Genomic DNA, 19,946 nt, shown 5'->3' on the forward strand with positions numbered 1-19,946 from the left:
TAGATGCTTCCTATATCAGTTTGGACTGCCATAAAGAGACTTGAACCGTGCGGAGCACAGCACCCTAGATATGCTGACGAATCGCGTCGATATAGGCCCGACCGTAGCGCGTAAGTGTCGTGTTCTTGCGTGTGATGATGCCAATCTCCATGTATTCGTCCACATCGAGCGGGATGGAGATAATACCGGGACCGTTGAGCTCGTGGCTAATCACGCCCGAGCAGACCGTGTAGCCGTTGAGGCCCATGGCCAGGTTGAACAGCGTCGCACGGTCGCGCACGCGGATATTCTTGCGGCGCTCAAAGGTCGAGGTCAGCTCCTCGGAATAGTAAAACGAGTTGTAGCTACCCTGCTCATAGGACAGGAACGGGTAGTCTTCCAAGTCCTCGAGCGTCACACTCGAGCGACCCGCCAGCGGATGGTCGGAGCACACAAAGACATGCGGCGTAGCGCAGAAGAGTCCTTCGAATACGAGCTCGTTGGCCGCCAGCATGCGCTCGATGACCTCGCGATTGTGCTCCGACAGATACAGGATGCCGAGCTCGCTTTTCATATGCGCGACGTCCTCGATAATCTCGTGGGTCTGCTCCTCGCGCAGGGTAAAGTCGTAGCGCGCGGCATCGAACTCGCGGATCACATCGACAAATGCATTAACGGCAAAGGAATAATGCTGGCAGCTCACACTAAAGTGCGGCACCTGCTCGGACGTGCCTTTGTACTTGCCCTCGAGCAGGTCGGCCTGGTCGAGCACCTGGCGCGCGTAGCCCAAGAAGGTCTCGCCTTCCTCGGACACAATGACGCCCTTGTTGGTGCGCTCAAAGATGTGTACACCCATCTCGTTTTCGAGATCGCGAATTGACGCGGTAATCGAAGGCTGCGACACAAAGAGCCGGCGCGAGGCCTCGGTGATGCTGCCGCATTCGGCAACTTTGACGACATATCTGAGCTGCTGGAGCTTCATGGCTTTCTCCCTAGACGTTCGTGACGTCGAAACCCGTCGCGTCCATCTGACGCATAAACGACGGCATCTCCCCCGTCGCGGCGCAGGCGGCAATCTGATGCAGAGCCCCGGCAACCGCATCATCTGCCGCAGCGCCGATATGCCAGCGCGCGGCAGCCGTGACGGCCTCGTTGGCATTGGCGACTGCAACGGAATTGGGAACGGCATCGATCATGGGCAAATCGTTATCGGAATCGCCGAATACGGCCACCTCGTCGGGCGTCAGGCCCAAAGCGCGCGCCAGCTCCAGCGCAGCACAGCCCTTGTCCCAGCCGGTCGGAAGAACGTCGAACAGGCGCACGCGGTTGTTGGGAAACACGAGCGAGAGCTCCGGCACCTCGGCGGCAACACGCTCGCGCAGCTCGGCGAGCTCCTCGCGCGAACGGGTACTCCAGATATTCGCCTTGTATACCGGGGCATCGTCAACGACAGGGCGACAGGGAGCCTCTTCGCCCTTGAGCCACGCGTTGCCGCCTGACTCCATGGCGCGACGCACACGCTCGGGATCGCTTGTCACGCAATAGGCGTCGTTGTCCCAAAAGTCATCACCCAGACGGTAGACCTTCAAATAGGTATCGTCGGTCTCTTGCTCCAGGTAGTCGGCCAGGCGCATAAGGGCATCGTTATCAGTTGCGCGCGAGGCAACCGCCTCGCCATCGACAAACATCACCTGGCCGTTGCAAAACGCACCGGTCGAGAAGCACTCGGAGCGATTGCGGAACATCCAGCTCATCGCGGACGGCTGGCGACCCGAAACCGGGCCAAAATGCAGGCCCGCCGCCTGCATGGCATGAATGCCCTCGATGGCGCAGTCGCTGGCGCCATCGTGTCCAGCAGGAATCAGCGTATCGTCCATATCGGTCAGCACAAGTTTGATCATAAGGTCCCCTCGGTCATTCTTTATCCCGTCTATTGTAACGACCTGCCAATAAGGGACAGGTTTATCTTGGCAGGTTTTATCTGGGAAAATGCAGCGCCCCTGTTGCCGCCTGCCAAAATAAACCTGTCCCATATTGGCAGGTGCGCTAGTATAGGGAACAACAGATTCGATGCGGGAGTGCCGGCGGTGCAAACCACAAGGCTGAGAGGGCATAGGGCCCAATCCTTTGAACCTGTCAGTTAATGCTGGCGTAGGGAGCATGCCGCCTTTACAGGGGCGCTGTCTATGCACAGCGCCCCTTTTCTATGCCAAGGAGGCATGTGCAGTGATTGATTCGGAACAGCTTAAGCAACATATGGTCAAGGCCGTAGAGGAGATTCGAGCCACCAATCCGATGGCCGGCTCCATCACCAACACGGTGACGATCGACTTTGTCGCCAACGCGCAGCTCGCCGTGGGCGGTTCGGCCGCCATGGTCTATCTGCCCGACGAGGGCGAGGCGCTCGTTGCCGGCGGCGGCGCCATCTATCTCAACATGGGCACGCTCTTCCCCATCTACGAGCAGACGATTCCCCGCGCGGCCAAGGCGGCACACGACGCCGGCAAGCCCTGGGTGCTCGATCCGGTGGGTCTGGGCATCGGTAGCCTGCGCACCCAGCTGGTAAACGAGCTCAAGCAGTACAAGCCCGCCATCGTACGCGGCAACGCCTCCGAGATCATCGCACTCTCCGGCCTGTGGGGTCTTGAGGGCGAGTCAGCCGATCTGAGCCGCGTACGTGGTGTCGATACCACCGACACGGTCGACGCCGCCCGCGATGCCGCCGTGGCGCTCGCTCGCTACACCGGCGGCGCCGTTGTGGTCTCGGGCGAAGTCGACCTGATTACCGACGGCACGACCGTGGCCAAATCCCACGGCGGCAGCCCGCTCATGTCCAAGATCACCGGCTGCGGTTGCTCGCAGGGCGGCGTGCTGGCCGTGTACGCCTGTGCTACCGATCCGTTTACGGCAGCAGTCTGCGGCACCGCCGTCTACAACGTTGCCGGCACGCGTGCCGCCGCCGTCGCCGATGCCCCGGCAAGCTTTAAGGTCGCCTTTATCGACGAGCTCTACCGCGCAACCGCCCAGGATATTGCCGACAACCGACTCGAGCTCGAGGAGGCATAAGCCATGTCCGAACCCGCAACCAATGCCGGCATGAACACGCTCGTCGCCGTGGCCATCGCCCCATGCGGCACCGGCGACGAGCTGTCCGCCGAGGTCGCCGAGGTCGTGCGTGTCATTCGCGAGAGCGGCCTTCCCAACCGCACCACCTCGATGTTCACCGAGATCGAGGGCGACTGGGACGAGGTCATGCAGGTCGTGCGCGACGCGACCTTTGTGTTGGCGAGCAAGGGCATCCGCACCGAAGTCGTGCTCAAAGCCGATATTCGACCCGGATTTACCGACACCATGACCGGCAAACTCAAGCGCATGGAAGCACAGATCAAAAAGCAGGAGGAAGCACAATGAGCATCCGCGACAACCTTGATATCTCGGCCTATCTGGTGCTCGGCCCCGAAAACACCCTCGGACGCCCCGTGGGCGATGTGGTGGCCCAGGCGCTCGACGCCGGCTTTACCTGCATTCAGGTGCGCTCCAAGGTGGCAAGCGCCCGCGAGATCATTGCGCTGACCGGCGACGCCGCGCAGGCAATCGCACAGGCCGGCAAGACCGGTCAGGTCGCCTTGCTGATCGATGACCGCCTTGACTGCGTACTCGCCGCACGCGAGCAGGGCATTGCGGTCGACGGCGTGCACGTGGGCCAGAGCGATATTCCCGTCGAGGTCTGTCGCAAGCTGCTGGGCCCCGACGCCATCGTGGGCCTTTCGGCCCGTTGCGAGGAAATGCTCGAGTACGTCAAGACCGCCGACATGAGTCTGGTCGACTACCTGGGCATCGGCCCGCTCCACGAGACCGAGACCAAGCGCGACTGCGGACGCGCAGCCGATGGCTCCATCATCACCAAGAGCTTTGAGGACCTGGCCGCACTCCACGCGGCAAGCCCCGTGCCCATCGTGGTGGGCGGCGGCGTTAAGACGGCCGACTTGCCGCAGCTTAAGGCAACCGGCGTCGACGGCTTCTTTGTGGTGAGCGCCGTCTGCAGCGCCGACGATCCCTACGCCGCGGCCAAGGAGCTTGTCGACACCTGGCAGCAGGCATAGGCATAGGCCGAGCAGCTGATTCGCAACCTCATATCTTCAATAGTGGAAAGCGCATCCCGGTTCGAACGTCCATTCCGGGATGCGCTTTCCGTATGCGACCCTTACCCCGCCAGATACGCTTCCAACGCCGGCAAAGTCGCCTCTGCATCGTGGCGGCCGACCTGGTAGATGCGCTCGAGCTCATCCGGTTCGCGGCACAGCGACGGCACCTTCACCGATTCGCTCGGCCGCACCACAAAGATTTCCCCGGCAGCCTCTCGACGTGCCAGGTCATCGAGCGTGGCATTGTAGACCTCATGCCGATGCTCAAGCGCTGCAACAAACTCCGGATAGTGACGGAACACGCGCCGCAGCATGGGCATCACGCTGTTGGGCTGCTTCACAAAGCCCGCCGGCTGCGTGAGTACCACGATATTGCGGTCATATTCCTGCGCAAACAGCCATGCGCTGGGAATAGAATCGGCCACGCCGCCATCCAGGTACTTACGGCCCTCAATGGCGACAGGACGCGTCGCCACAGGAATGGCAGACGACGCCCGGATCCACTCGATATCGCGCTCGTCGCCATACGGTAGATCGTGGTAGACGGCCTTGCCCGTCTCGATATCGGTACACACGCACGTAAATCGCATGGGGCAGGCGCGATACGCCTCCAAGTCGATGGGATCGCGCTCGATAGGCACCTCGTGATAGGCAAAATCGGCATTGAACATATCGCCGGTTCGCAGCCAGCTGGTCACGCTCGCATAGCGCTTGTCGGCGCAATAAGCCTTGTTGTAACGAATGGCACGGCCGATCTGGCGCGATTTAAAGTTGTAGCCAAACGCCGCGCCCGCCGAGACACCCACCATATGGTCGCAGGTCAAACCGCGCTCCATCCAAACGTCGAGCACGCCCGCCGTATACATACCGCGGTAGCCGCCTCCCTCGAGCGCAAGCCCCACCGTGCGCGTCGTATCCGGCTGTGCCATGTGACCATCTCCGTTCCTGCGTTTTAAAACGGGACAAGTATACCCGTCAACATATATCGACTCAGTCGCATTTTTCATGCGCACCCAGGCGTTGCCGTTTGGCGAATAATAGCCGCCCACAGCATGTGCGCCCATATATAATTGTGCACTGTTGTCTATACTACTCAGCTGTTATCAACAGCGAACATTAGCCGGCAAAGTAACTCAACAACGCAGCAAGGCAGGGGCCTGGATACACGCAAGGCGCCGAGCAACGACGCGTGTACACTACGAGCTCGCCCGACGCCATCCGCCCCGACCTCAGAAAGCCGCTTACAACATGGACACCGCCAGCAATTACACCGAAACGCTCGAAAAGACCGTCCGTGACCTTCTCGAGCGTCAGGATGATCTGATTAGGACGGCCTTTACCGACCAGCTCACCGGACTTGGCAACCGCGGCGGCTTTGCCCATTCCCTAGAGGAAATCTGGGAGCAGGAACTGCCCGTGACCATGGCGTTTATCGACATCGATAACCTTAAGCACTGCAACGACGTCTTTGGGCATGACGAGGGCAACCGCTATATCTTGCAGGTAAGTCTCTATCTCAAGCTGTATATGAAAGTGGACGAGGCGGCGTTTCGCATAGGCGGCGACGAGTTTGCCATCCTGTCTACGATTGCGACCGAGGACGACCTCGCCGAGCGCCTGGAACACTGCCGAACGGTCCTACTCAAAAACAACAATTCCGAGATGCCTCACTCGTTTAGCTACGGAGTGTCGCACGCCGACCCCGCCCTGGGTGAAGTCTCCAATCGCATGACACTCGATGCCGACCATCGCATGTACGACTACAAGCTACGCCATGCCATGCATCTTGATCGACGCAATATCGCGCAAGTCCACACCGACGACTTCGAAATAAGCGATCGCGTTTTTGACGCCTTTTCGATGCTCAACGAAGGCCGTTATTGCTTTATCGAGAACTTGGACAAACATCGCACCCTATGGTCACAAGGCGCCCTGCGCGATCTCGGTCTTCCTTCTGAGCATGTAGGCAACTGCCACGATTACTGGAAAACGCGCGTCCACCCCGATGACCTTGAGGCCTACATCAACGACATCGACCAAATCTATAATGGCTCCAAACACCGCCGCGTCATGCAGTACCGCATGCGCAATGCCGCGGGCGACTACGTCCTCTGCCGCGCTCGCGGGTTTCGCATCGACGGCGACGGAAATACCCCCTCGCTCTATGTCGGCGAACTTGTTAACCACTCACTCGCCGAGACCGTCGACGCCGCCACGGGCCTCGGAACGCAGCGTATGCTGATCAACGCTATCGATGCCTGCCGTCGCGACCGTTGCGAGACGGGGCTTATAGCGGTCCGCGTTTGTGGCACGGCAAAGTTCAACGAGCTCTACGGGGCCGAGGCTGTCGACAACATGCTCGCCGAATACGCAGGCCGCATGCTATCGATCACCCGCGGCAGAAGTCGCGTCTTCCGCTCGCGAAACGCCCAGTTCGTCGTGCTCAGCAACGATCTGGACCACGAGGCATTCGAGCAACTGACCCATCATCTTAAAGAGGCCGTTTTCGCTCCTGTTCGAATCGCGAACGACACCATTACCCCCGTCTGTCTTGTCGTCCCGGCCTTTTACGAGCGCTTAATCAATCAAGCGACCGCTGTTTTAGGCGAACTCGACCGTCGTCTTCGCGCCGCCGGCGGGCTTGCACCCAACGACAGCCTCCCCATACCCGAGATTGAGCGTAAAAGCGCCGTCGCCGAACGCATCGATACGCTCACGGGCCTCTATCGACCCAGCGAGTTTATGCGGCGTGCCAACGCATTTCTTAAGACAAGGCGCGACGCCGCTTGGTGTATCGCCACCGTCGACATGGGTCATATGCGACTGTTCAACGAATGGCACGGACAGGCCGAGGGCGACCGCGTGCTCGCCGATGTGGGCACGGTCCTCAAAGACATCGAGAATGCCGAGATGGGCGTCGCAGGATACTGGGGCCAAGACGACTTTTGCATTCTCATCCCCTTTGAGCACAACACCGTCCATCAAATCTATAACCGCGTTCGTGCCGCCGTGGCCAAGCATGATGACGGCGTGGGTTTCTGGCCGTCCATGGGCGTTTGCCCCATCGACCCCAACGAGGAAATCACCATCGACGCGCAGGCCAAGGCCATGTTTACCAATCGGCGCGCCAAAAACGATTTTAAGGATCGCATCGCCGTCTTTCGCCCCGAGGAATACAAGCGCGAGGTGGCGTTTCACCGCACCCTCACCGAGTTCCAGTATGCGCTCTCAAACGACCGCATCACCTACTACCTGCAGCCCCAGGTTGATATGGAAACCGGCGAGATCATTGGCGCCGAAGCACTCACCCGCTGGATTGACAAGGACGGCTCTCTCATTTCGCCCGCAACGTTTATCCCCGCACTCGAGGAAAGCGGCTTTGTGGTGACGCTCGACAAGTACATTTGGCAGGGTGTCGCCTCGTGGCTGCGCGGGCGCATCGATCGAGGACTTCGCGTGGTTCCGGTCTCGCTTAATGTGTCGCGCGTGGATATCCTTGCCTGCGACGTTGCCGAACATATGGGGGCGCTCGCCGCCCAATACAACCTACCGCCCGAGCTCATGCGTATCGAGATCACCGAGACGGCTTATACGGGGGAGTCCGAGGCCGTGGACAAACTGACAGCCGACCTGCACACCCGCGGCTTCTCGACCTATATGGACGATTTTGGCACCGGCCAGTCCACGCTCGCGATGCTCAAGAACGTCAACGTCGACGTCATCAAGCTCGACCGCACCTTTGTGCCCACCGACCGCGATCAAGGCCGCAGCGCGCAGATCGTGTCATCGATGCTCGAGATGGCGCAGTCGCTCCATCTGCCCGTCGTGGTCGAAGGCGTCGAGACAAATGAGCAGGCAAACATACTACGCCACATGGGCGCCCGCTACGCTCAGGGCTTCCTCTACTACCGCCCCATGCCGGCGAATGATTTTGAGGCATTGCTCGATGGTGGCAAAAACAACTGATACGCTCGCGCGCAAAACACCACCGCCGGAGGGGACATTTGTCTCCATTAGCTAACTTATATCCCCAATTCAAACCGAATTGGGGATATGATACAAACCGTTGTTCTGCCCAAGGAGGTTATTCATCATGAACGAGTCGTATCGCTTGGGCGAGCAATCGATTATTGCCTATCTTCAGCGACTTGCGAATGGTGTCTCGACCGCCGAACTCGATGTTTCCGTGCTGCCTGCTGAGCTACGCGCCGTTGGTGAGCAACTGCAAAAGACGCATGCCATCCTGCAACAAGAGCGCCAGCTGCTTGAGTGCAACGCCTATATCGATCCGCTCACCAACTTGGACAACCGTGGCGGACTCGACCGTCACGTCGAGCAGCTCTGGCGCAAAGGCGACCCCTTCACCTGCGCCTATATTGACATCGACCATCTCAAGCATTGCAATGATAGGTTTGGCCACGCCGAAGGCAATCGCTATATTCTGAGCATCTGTCGCACGCTCTCCGAAACCATGGAGCACGATGAGATGCTGTTCCGTATCGGTGGAGACGAGTTTGTGCTTATCTCGCTCTCTGCAAACGAGACTGAACTCGAGCAGCGCTTGGAGCAGGTACGTGCCGGGCTGATCGAGGCGAGCTCAGGTGGCAAGGCGCCCATGATCGCTAGCTTTAGCTTTGGCTGCTCGCGCGTCAATCCACTTGCCGGCGACACGCGTCGCCAGATGACGATGGATGCCGATCGCAAGATGTATCGCTATAAGCTTATGCATCGTGTGCAGCAACCGAAAGACAATGACGCGCCGCCACACCCAATTGCCGAGCAGCTTCCGTGCAACGACCGCGTATTCCAAGCGATCTCTATGAGCTCCGAGACGCGCTATCCGTTTATCCTCAATCTCGATACGGGCGAATCACAATGGTCGGTTAATGCCGTACGCGATTTTGACCTGCCCTCCCAGCATCCCTACAACTCACTCGACTTGTGGCTTGCCCGCGTTCACCCCGAGGACCGCGACAACGTACGCTCCGAGCTCGACATGGTGATAAACGGTACGTGGCACTTCCACTACATGCAGTATCGCGTGATGGATGCCACCGAAGCATACGTGCTTTGCGACTGCACGGGCTACCGCTTGGACGGCACCGATACCGAGCCCAACATGTACGTGGGCATGATTATCAACCGCAGCTTGGCAGATACGACCGATTCCGTGACCGGCCTGGGCGACATCCACGCCCTGGTCAACGCCATTGGCGAAATGCGTCGCGTCGCGCGCAAGGCGGGCTTGGTCGCCATTAAAATCGACGATATCGCTCAGGTCAATGCCCGCTTTGGCTTTGATGCAGGCGACCGCGTTTTGGCGGAGAGCGCCGCCTGCCTCATGGATTGTTCGCGCGGCAAGGGTCGTCTGTTCCGCTCGACCGGACCGATGTTCGTGGCGCTTTTCGACGAATTCGATCCCGAAGAGACCGACGCGATCGCAAAGGAAATCGAGCGGTTCCTGGGCTCTCCCGTGCTCTTTGGCTCGTTTGAATATCAGCCGCCCCTTCGCGTGGCCACGCTTCATCTGGATACCGTCGACCGACAGCCCGTTTCCATTTTGAACGAGCTCAAAGTGTTGCTCGGGAAAGCCGTGCAGGTGCCAGGTACCAAACTGGATTAGCACCACGCCCGCACCGCCTCCCCCATCGTGCGATAATCCTCTGCAGAAGTCACCAACAGCAGAGGGAGTTTGTGATGAAGGTTCTTTTGGTCAATGGCAGCCCCAAGGCAAACGGCAACACCGCTCGCGCGCTCGCCGAAGTCGCCGAGCAACTTAAAGCCGAGGGCATCGACAGCGAGGTATTCCAACTGGGCGCCAAGCCCATCCGCGACTGCATCGGTTGCGGTCAGTGCGGCAAGCTTGGCGGTCGCTGCACCTTTGACGACGACGTGGTGAACGAGCTCATCGCTGCCGCCGAGCAGGCAGATGGCTTTGTCTTTGGCTCCCCCGTCTACTATGCGCATCCCAGCGGACGCATCCTCTCGGCTCTCGACCGCGCATTCTATGCTGGCAGCAAGGCCTTTGTGCACAAGCCGGGTGCCGCGGTCGCCGTCGCCCGTCGCGGCGGCACGTCGACCACCTTCGATGTACTCAACAAATACTTCACTATCAACCAGATGCCCGTGGTGGCCTCCACATACTGGAACAACGTCTTTGGTGCCATGCCGGGCGAGGCCGCCCAGGATGCCGAAGGCCTTGCCACCATGCGAAACATCGGCAAAAACATGGCCTGGCTCCTGCACTGTATCGAAGCTGGACAGGCAGCCGGCATCGACGCCCCCGAAGCAGATCGCGAGCGCACCAACTTCATTCGATAAGTCCAGCGGTGGTCACCTCGATGTTCTATCAATGTCAGCGATAAGCCAGTTGATGAGGCAAGGTGCCTTGAAAGAGGAGGGCGCTGAGCTTTTACCCGCGCCCGACGATTGAAAGGCAGATTGACCATCAGATGGCTTTGCAGCGTCGAGGTGACCGCCGTTCGTTAGAACGGCGGAACATTATATGAATATCCAGATTTTTGGCACCAAAAAGTCCTTCGATACCAAGAAGGCCCAGCGCTTCTTCAAAGAGCGTCGCATCAAGGTGCAGTTTATTGACCTAAAGGAAAAGGAGATGAGCAAGGGCGAGCTCACGAGCGTGATGCAGGCAGTCGGCGGCATCGACAAGCTACTCAACCCCAAAGCCAAGGACGAGGAGATGCTCGCGCTCATCCAGCACCTTACCCCCAGCCAGCGCTTCGATAAGTTGCTCGAGAATCAGCAGGTCCTGGCCGAGCCCATTGTGCGCAACGGCAAGAAGGCAACCGTCGGCTATTGCCCGGACGTGTGGGGAGCCTGGGAGTAGCCTGTGTTATTTGCCGGCGCGTGGGTATAAGAGCAGGCGTTTGGCATAAGATTCAACTGTAAGCCATGTCTAACAAAGGAGGGCACATGCCCAACAAACCCGTGAAGATCATCATGCTTACCGGATACCTCGGTGCCGGCAAGACCACGCTGCTCAACCACATCCTCGCTAACGACGGCGGCATCCGCGCCGCCGTGATCGTCAACGATATCGGCGAGATCAACGTCGACGCCAGCCTCATCGCCGACGGCGGCCTTTCCGAGACCGACGACCTCATCCCGCTCACCAACGGCTGCATCTGCTGTACGCTTTCGGATGACCTGGCCAACCAGCTGCAGGGCATCGCCGATTCGGGCAAGTTCGACTACATCATCATCGAGGCATCGGGCATTTGCGAGCCCATCCCCATCGCCTACACCATCTCGAGCTTCTGCGACGAGGCCAAGGTAGGCGGCGAGCCCAAGCTCGCGCTCGATAACATCGTGGCCGTGGTCGACTGTGCCCGCATGTACGACGAGTTCAACGGCGGTCGCGACCTGCTGGCTGAGGATATCGACGAGGACGACATCGAAAGCCTGCTCATCCAGCAGATTGAATTCTGCTCCACGCTGATCCTCAACAAGACCGACACCGTGACGCCTGAGCAGATCGCCGAGCTCAAGGCCATCGTGCGCAGCCTGCAGAAGGACGCCGTGATCGTCGAGGCGCAAAACGGCGAGGTTCCCATGGAGGAGCTGCTCGACACCGACCGCTTCGACTTTATGCGCGCCTACAACTCCGCCGCTTGGATCGAGGCCATGGAGCATCCCGAGGAGCACGACGACCCCGAGGTGCTCGAGTACGACATCGAGACCTTTGTGTACTCGCGCCGCAAGCCGTTTGACCTGCAGAAGTTCACCGATTTTGTTGAGCAGGAGTGGCCCGACGAGGTCATCCGCGTCAAGGGTCCGCTGTGGCAGACCGGCGATCCGGACATGTGCTACATGTTTGAGCAGGCCGGCCACCAGATGCGTCTGATGGAGAACGGCCTGTTTGTCGACTCGGCGCCCGAGGGCGAGAAGCAGAAGATCATCGACGAGAACCCTGAGATCATGCAGATTTGGGACGACGAGACGGGCGACCGCATGACGAGCCTGTGCATCATCGGCCGTCACATGGACAAGGATGCGCTCATCGCCTCCCTCGATGCCTGCCTGACCGACTGGCACCGCGCCTAGGTTTATCCAAGCGGGCATTTTTCCGCCTACGTAACCGCCAAACCACCACGAAGGTGCCTGTCCCCTTCGTGGTGGTTTTTCGTTCTGAGCCAAGGAGATTCATGTTCAACATTGTGCTGTATGCGCCCGAGATTCCGGCCAATACGGGCAATATCGGCCGTACCTGCGTGGTCACCGGCGCCCGCCTACATCTGGTGGAGCCGCTGGGCTTTTCGCTCGATGACAAGACGGTACGTCGCGCCGGCCTGGGCTACTGGCAAAACTTGGACGTGGCGACCTATGCCGGCTGGGAGGATTTCCTTGCACGCAGCGGCCTCTCCCCCGCCGACGAGCGCCTGCATCTGCTGACCAAAAAGGCACGCCGCACCTATGCGCAGAGTACCTACCGCGATGGCGACTACTTGGTCTTTGGCAGCGAGAGCTCGGGCATTCCCGAGCCGCTGCTTGCCGCGGCGCCCGAGCGCTGCGAACGCATCCCCATGTTGCGCGATTGCGATTCGCTTGACAACGCCGAGGCCTGGGAAGCCCACGAGGAATCGCTCGGACATACCGAGGACAGCCACAAAGCCATCCTTCAACAGGATATCTGCGGCAACTTCGTCGACCCGGACGACTACCGCATCAGCGCACTCAACCTCTCCAACAGCGCTGCTATCGTCCTCTACGAGGCCCTGCGCCAAACAGGCTTTCCGGGAATGTGACCAAGGAACTGTCCCTTTGTCACATTCGGTTAGAGGTAGCGACCGGTGATGCTCTTGGAGCAGGCCGCGATGTCGCCCGGCGTGCCGGCGCAGACGACTCGCCCGCCCGCATCGCCACCGCCCGGGCCCATATCGATCACATAATCGGCATTACGGATAAGGTCGAGATCGTGTTCGATCACGACAACTGTGGCGCCCTTGGCGACGAGGCCGTCAAACACACCCAGCAACACCTGAACATCGAGCGGATGCAGGCCGATCGTGGGCTCGTCAAATACGAATACGGCATCGTCCTGCACGCGGCCCATCTCGCTCGCAAGCTTAAGACGCTGCGCCTCGCCGCCCGAAAGCGCCGGCGTGGGCTCACCGAGCGTGAGATAACCCAAGCCCAGGTCGTGCAAGGTCTGCAAGCGCGCCTGTACCTTTTTGAGTCCCAGCGTGGCGTCGAGGGCCTCGTCCACACTCATGTCCATGAGCTGCGGCAACGTCAGTAAGCTCCCGTCCTTGCCCTCGCGATGGATATGCGAAGCCGCGTCTGCATAACGTGAGCCGCGACATGCCGGACAGACGATCTCGACATCGGGCAAAAACTGCACGTCGAGCGATATCGAGCCCGTGCCATCGCACGTAGGGCAGCGCAGAGTGCCAGTGTTGTAGCTAAAGGCGCCCGCCTTGTAGCCGGCTGCCTTGGCCTCGGGCGTACGGGCGAAGGCGCGACGCAGCTCGTCATGGATGTCGGCATAAGTCGCTACCGTCGAGCGCACGTTGGCACCGATGGGCGTGGCGTCAATCAGGTTGGCGCGAGCAATGCCTTCGGCATCGACCCAACGCACGTGCCCCGGCAGGCGCTCGCCGGCTGCCTGCGCCTTGAGTGCCGGAATGAGCGTCTCGAGCACCAACGTCGTCTTGCCCGAACCCGAAACGCCCGTCACCGCGACCAAGCGACCGCGCGGGATATCGACTTCGAGCGGCTTGACGGTATGAATGGTATCGGTCGCCATGCGGATATGGCCCTGGTCGAACATTTCGTCGTCAGCCACCTGCGGCCGCAAGCGCTTGGACTCTGCGCGCAAAAACGGCGCGATGCGGCTGCCCTGCGATTGTTCGACCTCGTCCACCGTACCTGCAGCGATAACATTACCGCCGCCTGCTCCGGCAACGGGGCCCATCTCGACCAGATAGTCAGCTTCCGCTAGAACGCGCGTATCGTGATCAACAACAACCACGGTGTTGCCGTCATCCACCAGATCGCGCATTACGCCCACCAAGCCGTCGACATTGGCAGGATGCAAGCCAATCGAGGGCTCATCGAGTACATAAAGCACGCCCGTCGATCGGTTGCGCACCACGCGGGCGAGCTGCACACGCTGGCGCTCACCCGTGGAGAGCGTAGCACCGGCGCGGTCGAGCGAGAGGTAATCGAGCCCCAGGTCGACCAGGCGACGAGCCGTGCTCAAAAACGAATCGCAGATATCCGCTGCCATGGGCTGCATCTCGGCCGGCAAGGATGCGGGCACCCCGCGCACCCACTCAATCGCCTCACCCAACGTCATGGCCGCGGCCTGTGCCAGATTGATACCGCGCACCTGGGGCTGGCGCGCAACCTCGGAGAGACGCGTGCCGCCGCAGTCACGGCACGGGCCCTCGCGCAAAAAGCGAGCCACGCGCTTGAGGCCTTTGTCGTCCTTAACCTTGGCGAGCGCATTCTCAACGGTATAGACAGCGTTGTAATAGGTGAAGTCGAGCGGCGTGGCGCCCTCGCCGTTTTTGGGAACGTAGAGAATGTGCTTCTTAACCGCCGGGCCATGGAACACGATATCGCGCTCGGCGGGCGTGAGCTGGTTAAACGGTACGTCGGTGCGTACGCCCATCTCGCCGGCAACCTGCTTCATCAGATCCCACATGAGCGTACCCCAGGGAAGCACTGCGCCCTCATTGATAGTCTTTGACTCGTCGGGCACCAGACTCGCCTCGTCCACCTCGCGCATGACACCGGTGCCGCCACAGGTGGGGCATGCACCGCCGCTATTGAAAGCCAAATCCTCGGCACTCGGCGCGTAGAACTCGCGGCCGCATGTCGAACACGTGAGCGACAGGCCTGCGGCCACGTTAAGGCTCGGCTCCACACGCGCCCCGCAATGTGGGCACACGTGATGGGCACAGCGGCTAAAGAGCAAACGCAGACTGTTGTTGAGCTCGGTCATGGTGCCAAAGGTCGAGCGTACGCCTGGCACACTAGGGCGCTGATGCAACGCGAGCGCCGCCGGCACGTGCAGCACTTCATCCACCTGAGCGTGCTCGGCCTGCGTCAGGCGACGTCGAGTATAGGTGCTGAGCGCCTCCAGGTAACGGCGCGAGCCCTCGGCATAAAGAACTCCCAGCGCCAGCGAGCTCTTGCCCGAGCCCGACACGCCGGCAATGCCCACGAGCCTCCCCAGCGGAATATCGATATCGATGTCCTTGAGATTGTGGACACGTGCACCGCGCACCTCGATAGCCTGCGGGCTCATCTTCTGTTCCGTCACCTTTATCACCCTACTCATGCCATAAAACGCGGTCGCGGATATACTCGCCCAGCATGGGCACGGTAAACCGCACAAGGCCGTATCCGGCGGCCTCGATGACGCGCTCGCGAATCAGGCTTGCGCGATATTTACTCGCCCAGCTCTGAGTGCGATCGCAGCGCTCAATGATATCCGCCATGCGCGTCGGCTTACCCTCGTCAGTAGCCATGGCCTCGATAAAAAGGCGCTGTGGACTGCGCAGCCCGTAATACAGGGGCGCATCGACCGCTTCGTAGAACTCGGAGACGGCATCCGCATGGCCATCCTCGACATCGCGTCTTTCAATGACTCGCGAGTTGCGTCGGACAGCAGAGCGCCACATGTAATATCCCACCAGCTGAACCATATAGGGATGCCCCATGCTCTTGTGTGCCGCAAGGTCCGCCGTCTCCGCGTCAACGCAAAGGCCAGAGTCTTTAACCGTCTGGATATATGAATCGCGCACCTTGGGCAAAGATATCGCCCCCAGCGTACGCTGCTGGGCACGCCGCAAAAACGTCACGCTCGGCTCTTCGAGCAGATCGTCAACCATACTGGGTAAGCCGGCGAACACCAGCGTAAGACCGCGCTGGTCGCTATCGGACAAGCCCGTGGCATCCTGATCTCCGAGCACCTGCTGATAGAGAACGGCAAGAGCCGCCAGCTCCTCGATAGACGCAGATTGTGCCTCGTCAATCGCAAACAGGATGCCCTTGCCTGGACCGAGCTTCTTGAGACGCTCGTCGACCAGCCCTCGCAACGTCTCGCCCTTTGCTCGCGCCGCCTCGACCGACATTCGACCAAACGACGGACCGAACTCCATTGACGTCACAACGGGTTTATTCGAGCGAAGCGCGTCGGCCAAGCGGTCGCATAAGCCAAGCGAAGCGGAATCGGAGACAACCGCCCATCCGCGTTCGCCGGCCAGACGTTGCAGCTCCCTCAGGAGAACCGTCTTGCCACAGCCGCGGTTTCCCGTAATGAGCATGAGCCTGCCCGGCGCTCCGGCGCCGTTATCGAGCCCTTCCTCGAAATCTTCAATGACCGACTCGCGACCGATGAGTATCGGGGGCCGCTTGCCTGCCGTTGGCTTAAAGGGATTTGGATTCATGTCGGCCTCCTCGGATTGGCAAACCCTTGTAATAGTTATACCAACTTATACCGAGTTATACCAATAGCATGTGACAGAGGAACTGTCCCTTTGTCACATGTGGCCGAAAAACTCGGCGTCTGCCGCTCGCCAGGGGCGGAAGGTGGTGGGATCGATCTTTACGTGCGCCGCGGCGGGTACGTCGTACCATTTGACCGTGTAACCGGCGCCGTGAGAGCAAAAGACCGAATCGGGCGTGTTGGGCAGATCGGCCTCGGGCTCATAGGCGGCCGTCTCGATGACGCGCTCGGCATCATGGCAAGCCGCATAACCGGCGAACTCCAGGTACAGATGACCGCGCCCGCTCGTGTAGGCAGCCACCTCCAGCGCATAATCCTGCACCTCGGATGCCGGCACGCGACCCACAAGCTTCGCCCGGTCTCCCGTCATCGTCGGCGGCTCGTACTCGGCACCCATGCGCGTGGCATCCGAGAGCGCCCGGCCCACGCACTCCCCCGGCACCTCGAGCTCAAAGTGGTACCACGGCTCCAGCAGTACCGCCGCGTCGGCCTCACGCGCCTGCATGAGTCCTTGGCGAATCGCACGGTACGTGGCCTGACGAAAATCACCGCCCTCGGTGTGTTTGGCATGCGCACGGCCGCCCGTGAGCGTAATGCGCACATCGGTGATGGGCGAGCCGGTCAGCACGCCCAGGTGATCGCGCTCCATGGCGTTGGTGAGTGCCAAACGCTGCCAGTTAAGATCGAGCTCGTCGGTCGAGGTCACGGTGCCAAACTGCACGCCCGAACCTGCTGGCAACGGCTCCAGGCGCAGATGTACCTCGGCATAGTGGCGCAGCGGCTCAAAGTGGCCCACGCCCTCGACCGGCTGCGAGATCGTCTCCTTATAGAGAATGCCGCCGGGCTCAAACCCAACCGTAAGATCAAAGCGATCAGCCAACACCCGCTGCACGACCTCGAGTTGCACGGCGCCCATCAGCTGCAAATGAATCTGCTCAAGATGCGTATTCCAGCTTACGCCGAGCATGGGATCTTCGTCCGCCAGCTCAGTCAGTGCTTTGAACACCGCGTGGACATCGTGTTCGCCCGGAAGCACCGTATAGGTGAGGACCGGCGCAATGACGGGCGCATCGCCCGCGGGTTCCGCGCCCAAGGCGTCCCCCGGGCGAACGTGCGCAAGACCCGTCACGGCACAAATACCGCCAGCAGCAACTTCTTGGGCAAGCTCATACTTCTCGCCGTTATAGATGCGTACCTGATCGACCTTCTGTTCCCATGCCTCGGCACCGGAACGTCCGTCAATCATCTGTTTGGCATGCAGCGTGCCGCCGGTCACTTTAACCCAAGCCAAGCGCTCGCCACGATCCCCGCGGCTAACACGATAGACGCGCGCGGCAAACTCCGGGAGCCACGCCTGCTCACGCATCAGCGCGCATATGCCATCCAGCAGCTCGTCAACGCCTTGGTTCTTGAGCGCCGAGCCGGCAAAGCAGGGAAAGAGCTTGCGCTCGGCAACCATGCGCGACAGCGTTGCGACGGAAAGCTCACCCGCTTCAAGAAACTCCTCGAGCGCCGCCTCGTCCAACGCAGCAGCGTCCTCCTGAACGGCGCCGCCCGCCAGCAGTTCGTTGGCATCTAGGCAGCCTTCGGAAAGACGCTGCCCGAGTTGTGCCAGCAAAACATCGCGGCCGGGATGCTCCAAATCGATTTTGTTGATATAGATGAACGTCGGGATGTCATAGCGCGCAAGAAGGCGCCACAGGGTTTCGGTATGCCCCTGCACGCCATCGTTGGCGCCCACCACCAGAATCACGTAGTCGAGCGCGCGCAACGTGCGCTCCGCCTCGGCAGAAAAATCGACATGCCCCGGTGCATCCACGAGCATGAGGTGAGTATCGCCGTGGTCGAGTACGGCCTGCGACGAGAAGATCGTGATACCGCGCTCGCGCTCGATCGCGTCAGTGTCCAGGTGCGAATCTCCATCGTCCACGCGGCCGCGCTTGCGAATGCGACCCGCGTTGAACAGCATGGCCTCGGCCAGCGTGGTCTTGCCGGCATCGACATGCGCCAAGATTCCAACGACCGCTTGCTTCGACATGGCTCTCCTCTTATTGCAAGCCCATCACACGCGGCAACGGGCATCCTCGTTCCACACTGGATGATACAATTTACGGGCCGGCGGGCGAAGCGGGCCCTATCCCCCGACCGAGCTCATCGCCCCGCGTTGCCGCGCAGCGATTTTCGTAGGTTCGCGCCTTGCGAAAGCCGGCACCTCCCCTTTTGCCCGCCCGGACTCATCTGGGGCAGTAACAACGTGAGCCTCACAACAGCGAGGAGCCACCATGAAGGCATTGCTCAACGAGTTCAAGGAATTCATCAACCGCGGCAACGTGATAGACATGGCCGTCGGCGTAATTATCGGCGGCGCATTCACCGCTAACGTGACCTCGCTCACCGACAACATCATCAATCCGCTCATCTCCGTGATTGCCGGCGGCAGCGCCACCGAGATCTCGGGGCTGGTGGTGCCGGGCACCAATATCGACTTTGGCGCCTTTATCGGCGCGTGCATCAACTTTTTGATTGTGGCGGCGATTGTCTTTGCCATCGTCAAGGCTTTCAATAAGGCCCAGGAGATTGGCGATAAGCTGGCCGGCAATGCCGCCGAGGAGACGGCGCCCGCACCCACCTGCCCCTATTGCCTGGAGGAGGTCCACGAGGGCGCGACCAAGTGTTGTCACTGCGGAAGCGAGCTGCCCAAGAAGTAGCCGCGAAGGCGCAACGCCCCGAGCGGCGAATGCCCCAGATGACGCGTTTTACCAAAAATGGCCCAACCCGGGGCCATTTTCATTTAGATGGAGTGTCGGCATGCGCCTGGGCGCTTATGCCTCGCGCAGCCAGTCAAACGCAATGCGCGGCGTGCCGTCGGACACATAGACGACGCCGGCACGCTCAAACCCCGCCTTAATACTCGCACCCTGCATGGGCAGGTTGTCCTGATGCGTGTCGATGCGCAGGTGATCGGCACGCTCTTTGGCAAAGGCAAACATCGCAGCCGCGATACCGTGCACGGTGCCGTCGGATGCCACACGGTGCAGCACGGCGTACGGAGTGTCGCTACGCCATTGACCGTCCTCAATTACGTCATAGCACTCGTCCGGGCCCGGCAGAAAGGCAAACGTCGCCACCACGCGGCCGTCGATTTCGCACACGTAGCTGCCACCAGCGGCGATATCGGCAGCCAGCTGCTCGGCCGAGGGCGTGCCTACCGGCCACTGCGTGGCGTTGCCATGCGCGCGCATAAACGCGCGGGCCGCGTCATAGATAGCCATGACGGCGGGAATGTCGGTATCGAGGGTTTTTCTGATCATCGCGCGGCGACCTCACGTTTATTGGTATCACTT

Annotated in this window: 17 protein-coding genes and 1 riboswitch; of the genes, 10 read left to right on the forward strand and 7 right to left on the reverse strand. The window is 60.4% G+C overall.

The genetic code is table 11. From position 1 onward, the window contains the following. Positions 1-64: 64 nt before the first annotated feature. Together I2E13_RS04455 and I2E13_RS04460 are read right to left on the reverse strand one after the other, a co-directional pair. The gene (locus I2E13_RS04455) at positions 65-961 is read right to left on the reverse strand and encodes a LysR family transcriptional regulator (RefSeq protein WP_195404287.1); all 897 of its coding nucleotides are present in this window, start codon (positions 959-961) and stop codon (positions 65-67) included. 10 nt (positions 962-971) lie between these two features. Next, positions 972-1,880 (reverse strand): HAD-IIB family hydrolase, encoded by a 909-nt coding sequence (locus I2E13_RS04460; RefSeq protein WP_195404288.1) that lies wholly within the window; start codon positions 1,878-1,880, stop codon positions 972-974. Positions 1,881-2,043: 163 nt separating this feature from the next. Beyond that, a riboswitch (TPP riboswitch) is annotated at positions 2,044-2,154 on the forward strand. A 51-nt stretch (positions 2,155-2,205) separates the two neighbouring features. Between I2E13_RS04460 and thiM the strand changes: the two genes are divergently transcribed. Genes thiM through I2E13_RS04475 form a run of 3 tightly spaced genes read left to right on the forward strand, consistent with a single transcriptional unit; the run spans position 2,206 to position 4,082 of the window. Continuing rightward, positions 2,206-3,045, forward strand: coding sequence for a hydroxyethylthiazole kinase (thiM, locus tag I2E13_RS04465; protein WP_233543262.1), 840 nt, complete (start codon positions 2,206-2,208; stop codon positions 3,043-3,045). Positions 3,046-3,048: 3 nt separating this feature from the next. After that, on the forward strand, positions 3,049-3,390 hold the full coding sequence (locus I2E13_RS04470) for a thiamine-binding protein (RefSeq protein ID WP_229030451.1): 342 nt from the start codon (positions 3,049-3,051) through the stop codon (positions 3,388-3,390). After that, the gene (locus I2E13_RS04475; RefSeq protein WP_006234517.1) at positions 3,387-4,082 is read left to right on the forward strand and encodes a thiamine phosphate synthase; all 696 of its coding nucleotides are present in this window, start codon (positions 3,387-3,389) and stop codon (positions 4,080-4,082) included. The genes I2E13_RS04470 and I2E13_RS04475 overlap by 4 nt, the downstream gene beginning before the upstream one ends. A gap of 101 nt (positions 4,083-4,183) precedes the next feature. On the opposite strand, the gene I2E13_RS04480 is transcribed toward I2E13_RS04475, so the two are convergent. After that, positions 4,184-5,053 (reverse strand): patatin-like phospholipase family protein, encoded by an 870-nt coding sequence (locus tag I2E13_RS04480; protein WP_195404289.1) that lies wholly within the window; start codon positions 5,051-5,053, stop codon positions 4,184-4,186. 319 nt (positions 5,054-5,372) lie between these two features. On the opposite strand from I2E13_RS04480, the gene I2E13_RS04485 reads away from it, so the two are divergent. The 6 genes from I2E13_RS04485 to I2E13_RS04510 all read left to right on the forward strand — a co-directional run bounded on the left by I2E13_RS04485 (position 5,373) and on the right by I2E13_RS04510 (position 12,889). Further along, on the forward strand, positions 5,373-8,090 hold the full coding sequence (locus I2E13_RS04485; protein ID WP_195404290.1) for a bifunctional diguanylate cyclase/phosphodiesterase: 2,718 nt from the start codon (positions 5,373-5,375) through the stop codon (positions 8,088-8,090). Between the two features lie 127 nt (positions 8,091-8,217). Beyond that, a complete protein-coding gene (locus tag I2E13_RS04490) occupies positions 8,218-9,747 on the forward strand; it encodes a diguanylate cyclase domain-containing protein (protein ID WP_195404291.1) in 1,530 nt (509 codons plus the stop codon). Positions 9,748-9,821: 74 nt separating this feature from the next. Continuing rightward, on the forward strand, positions 9,822-10,445 hold the full coding sequence (locus I2E13_RS04495) for a flavodoxin family protein (protein WP_195404292.1): 624 nt from the start codon (positions 9,822-9,824) through the stop codon (positions 10,443-10,445). Between the two features lie 184 nt (positions 10,446-10,629). Next, entirely contained in the window at positions 10,630-10,971 is a 342-nt protein-coding gene (locus I2E13_RS04500; protein WP_195404293.1) for an arsenate reductase family protein, read from the forward strand. A gap of 86 nt (positions 10,972-11,057) precedes the next feature. Then, positions 11,058-12,188 carry a GTP-binding protein gene (locus I2E13_RS04505; protein ID WP_117635529.1) on the forward strand — a complete coding sequence of 377 codons (1,131 nt, stop codon included), beginning with the start codon at positions 11,058-11,060 and terminating at the stop codon, positions 12,186-12,188. Between the two features lie 101 nt (positions 12,189-12,289). Further along, positions 12,290-12,889: a tRNA (cytidine(34)-2'-O)-methyltransferase gene (locus I2E13_RS04510; protein ID WP_195404294.1), complete on the forward strand. Its 600-nt coding sequence runs from the start codon at positions 12,290-12,292 to the stop codon at positions 12,887-12,889. 29 nt (positions 12,890-12,918) lie between these two features. On the opposite strand, the gene I2E13_RS04515 is transcribed toward I2E13_RS04510, so the two are convergent. The 3 genes from I2E13_RS04515 to I2E13_RS04525 all read right to left on the reverse strand — a co-directional run bounded on the left by I2E13_RS04515 (position 12,919) and on the right by I2E13_RS04525 (position 18,640). After that, positions 12,919-15,432 carry an excinuclease ABC subunit UvrA gene (locus I2E13_RS04515; RefSeq protein ID WP_195404295.1) on the reverse strand — a complete coding sequence of 838 codons (2,514 nt, stop codon included), beginning with the start codon at positions 15,430-15,432 and terminating at the stop codon, positions 12,919-12,921. Next, positions 15,425-16,543 carry an AAA family ATPase gene (locus I2E13_RS04520; protein ID WP_195404296.1) on the reverse strand — a complete coding sequence of 373 codons (1,119 nt, stop codon included), beginning with the start codon at positions 16,541-16,543 and terminating at the stop codon, positions 15,425-15,427. Before I2E13_RS04520 ends, I2E13_RS04515 begins: the two co-directional genes overlap by 8 nt. A gap of 93 nt (positions 16,544-16,636) precedes the next feature. After that, a complete protein-coding gene (locus tag I2E13_RS04525) occupies positions 16,637-18,640 on the reverse strand; it encodes a GTP-binding protein (protein WP_195404297.1) in 2,004 nt (667 codons plus the stop codon). Positions 18,641-18,884: 244 nt separating this feature from the next. Here I2E13_RS04525 and mscL point away from each other — a divergent pair, with 244 nt between their 5' ends. Beyond that, entirely contained in the window at positions 18,885-19,310 is a 426-nt protein-coding gene (gene mscL, locus I2E13_RS04530; protein WP_195404298.1) for a large conductance mechanosensitive channel protein MscL, read from the forward strand. Between the two features lie 114 nt (positions 19,311-19,424). On the opposite strand, the gene I2E13_RS04535 is transcribed toward mscL, so the two are convergent. Continuing rightward, entirely contained in the window at positions 19,425-19,913 is a 489-nt protein-coding gene (locus tag I2E13_RS04535) for an N-acetyltransferase (protein ID WP_195404299.1), read from the reverse strand. Positions 19,914-19,946 lie beyond the last annotated feature (33 nt).

Origin of the sequence: Collinsella aerofaciens, assembly GCF_015554145.1 — a bacterium.
GTDB classification, from domain to species: Bacteria; Actinomycetota; Coriobacteriia; order Coriobacteriales; family Coriobacteriaceae; genus Collinsella; species Collinsella aerofaciens_AA.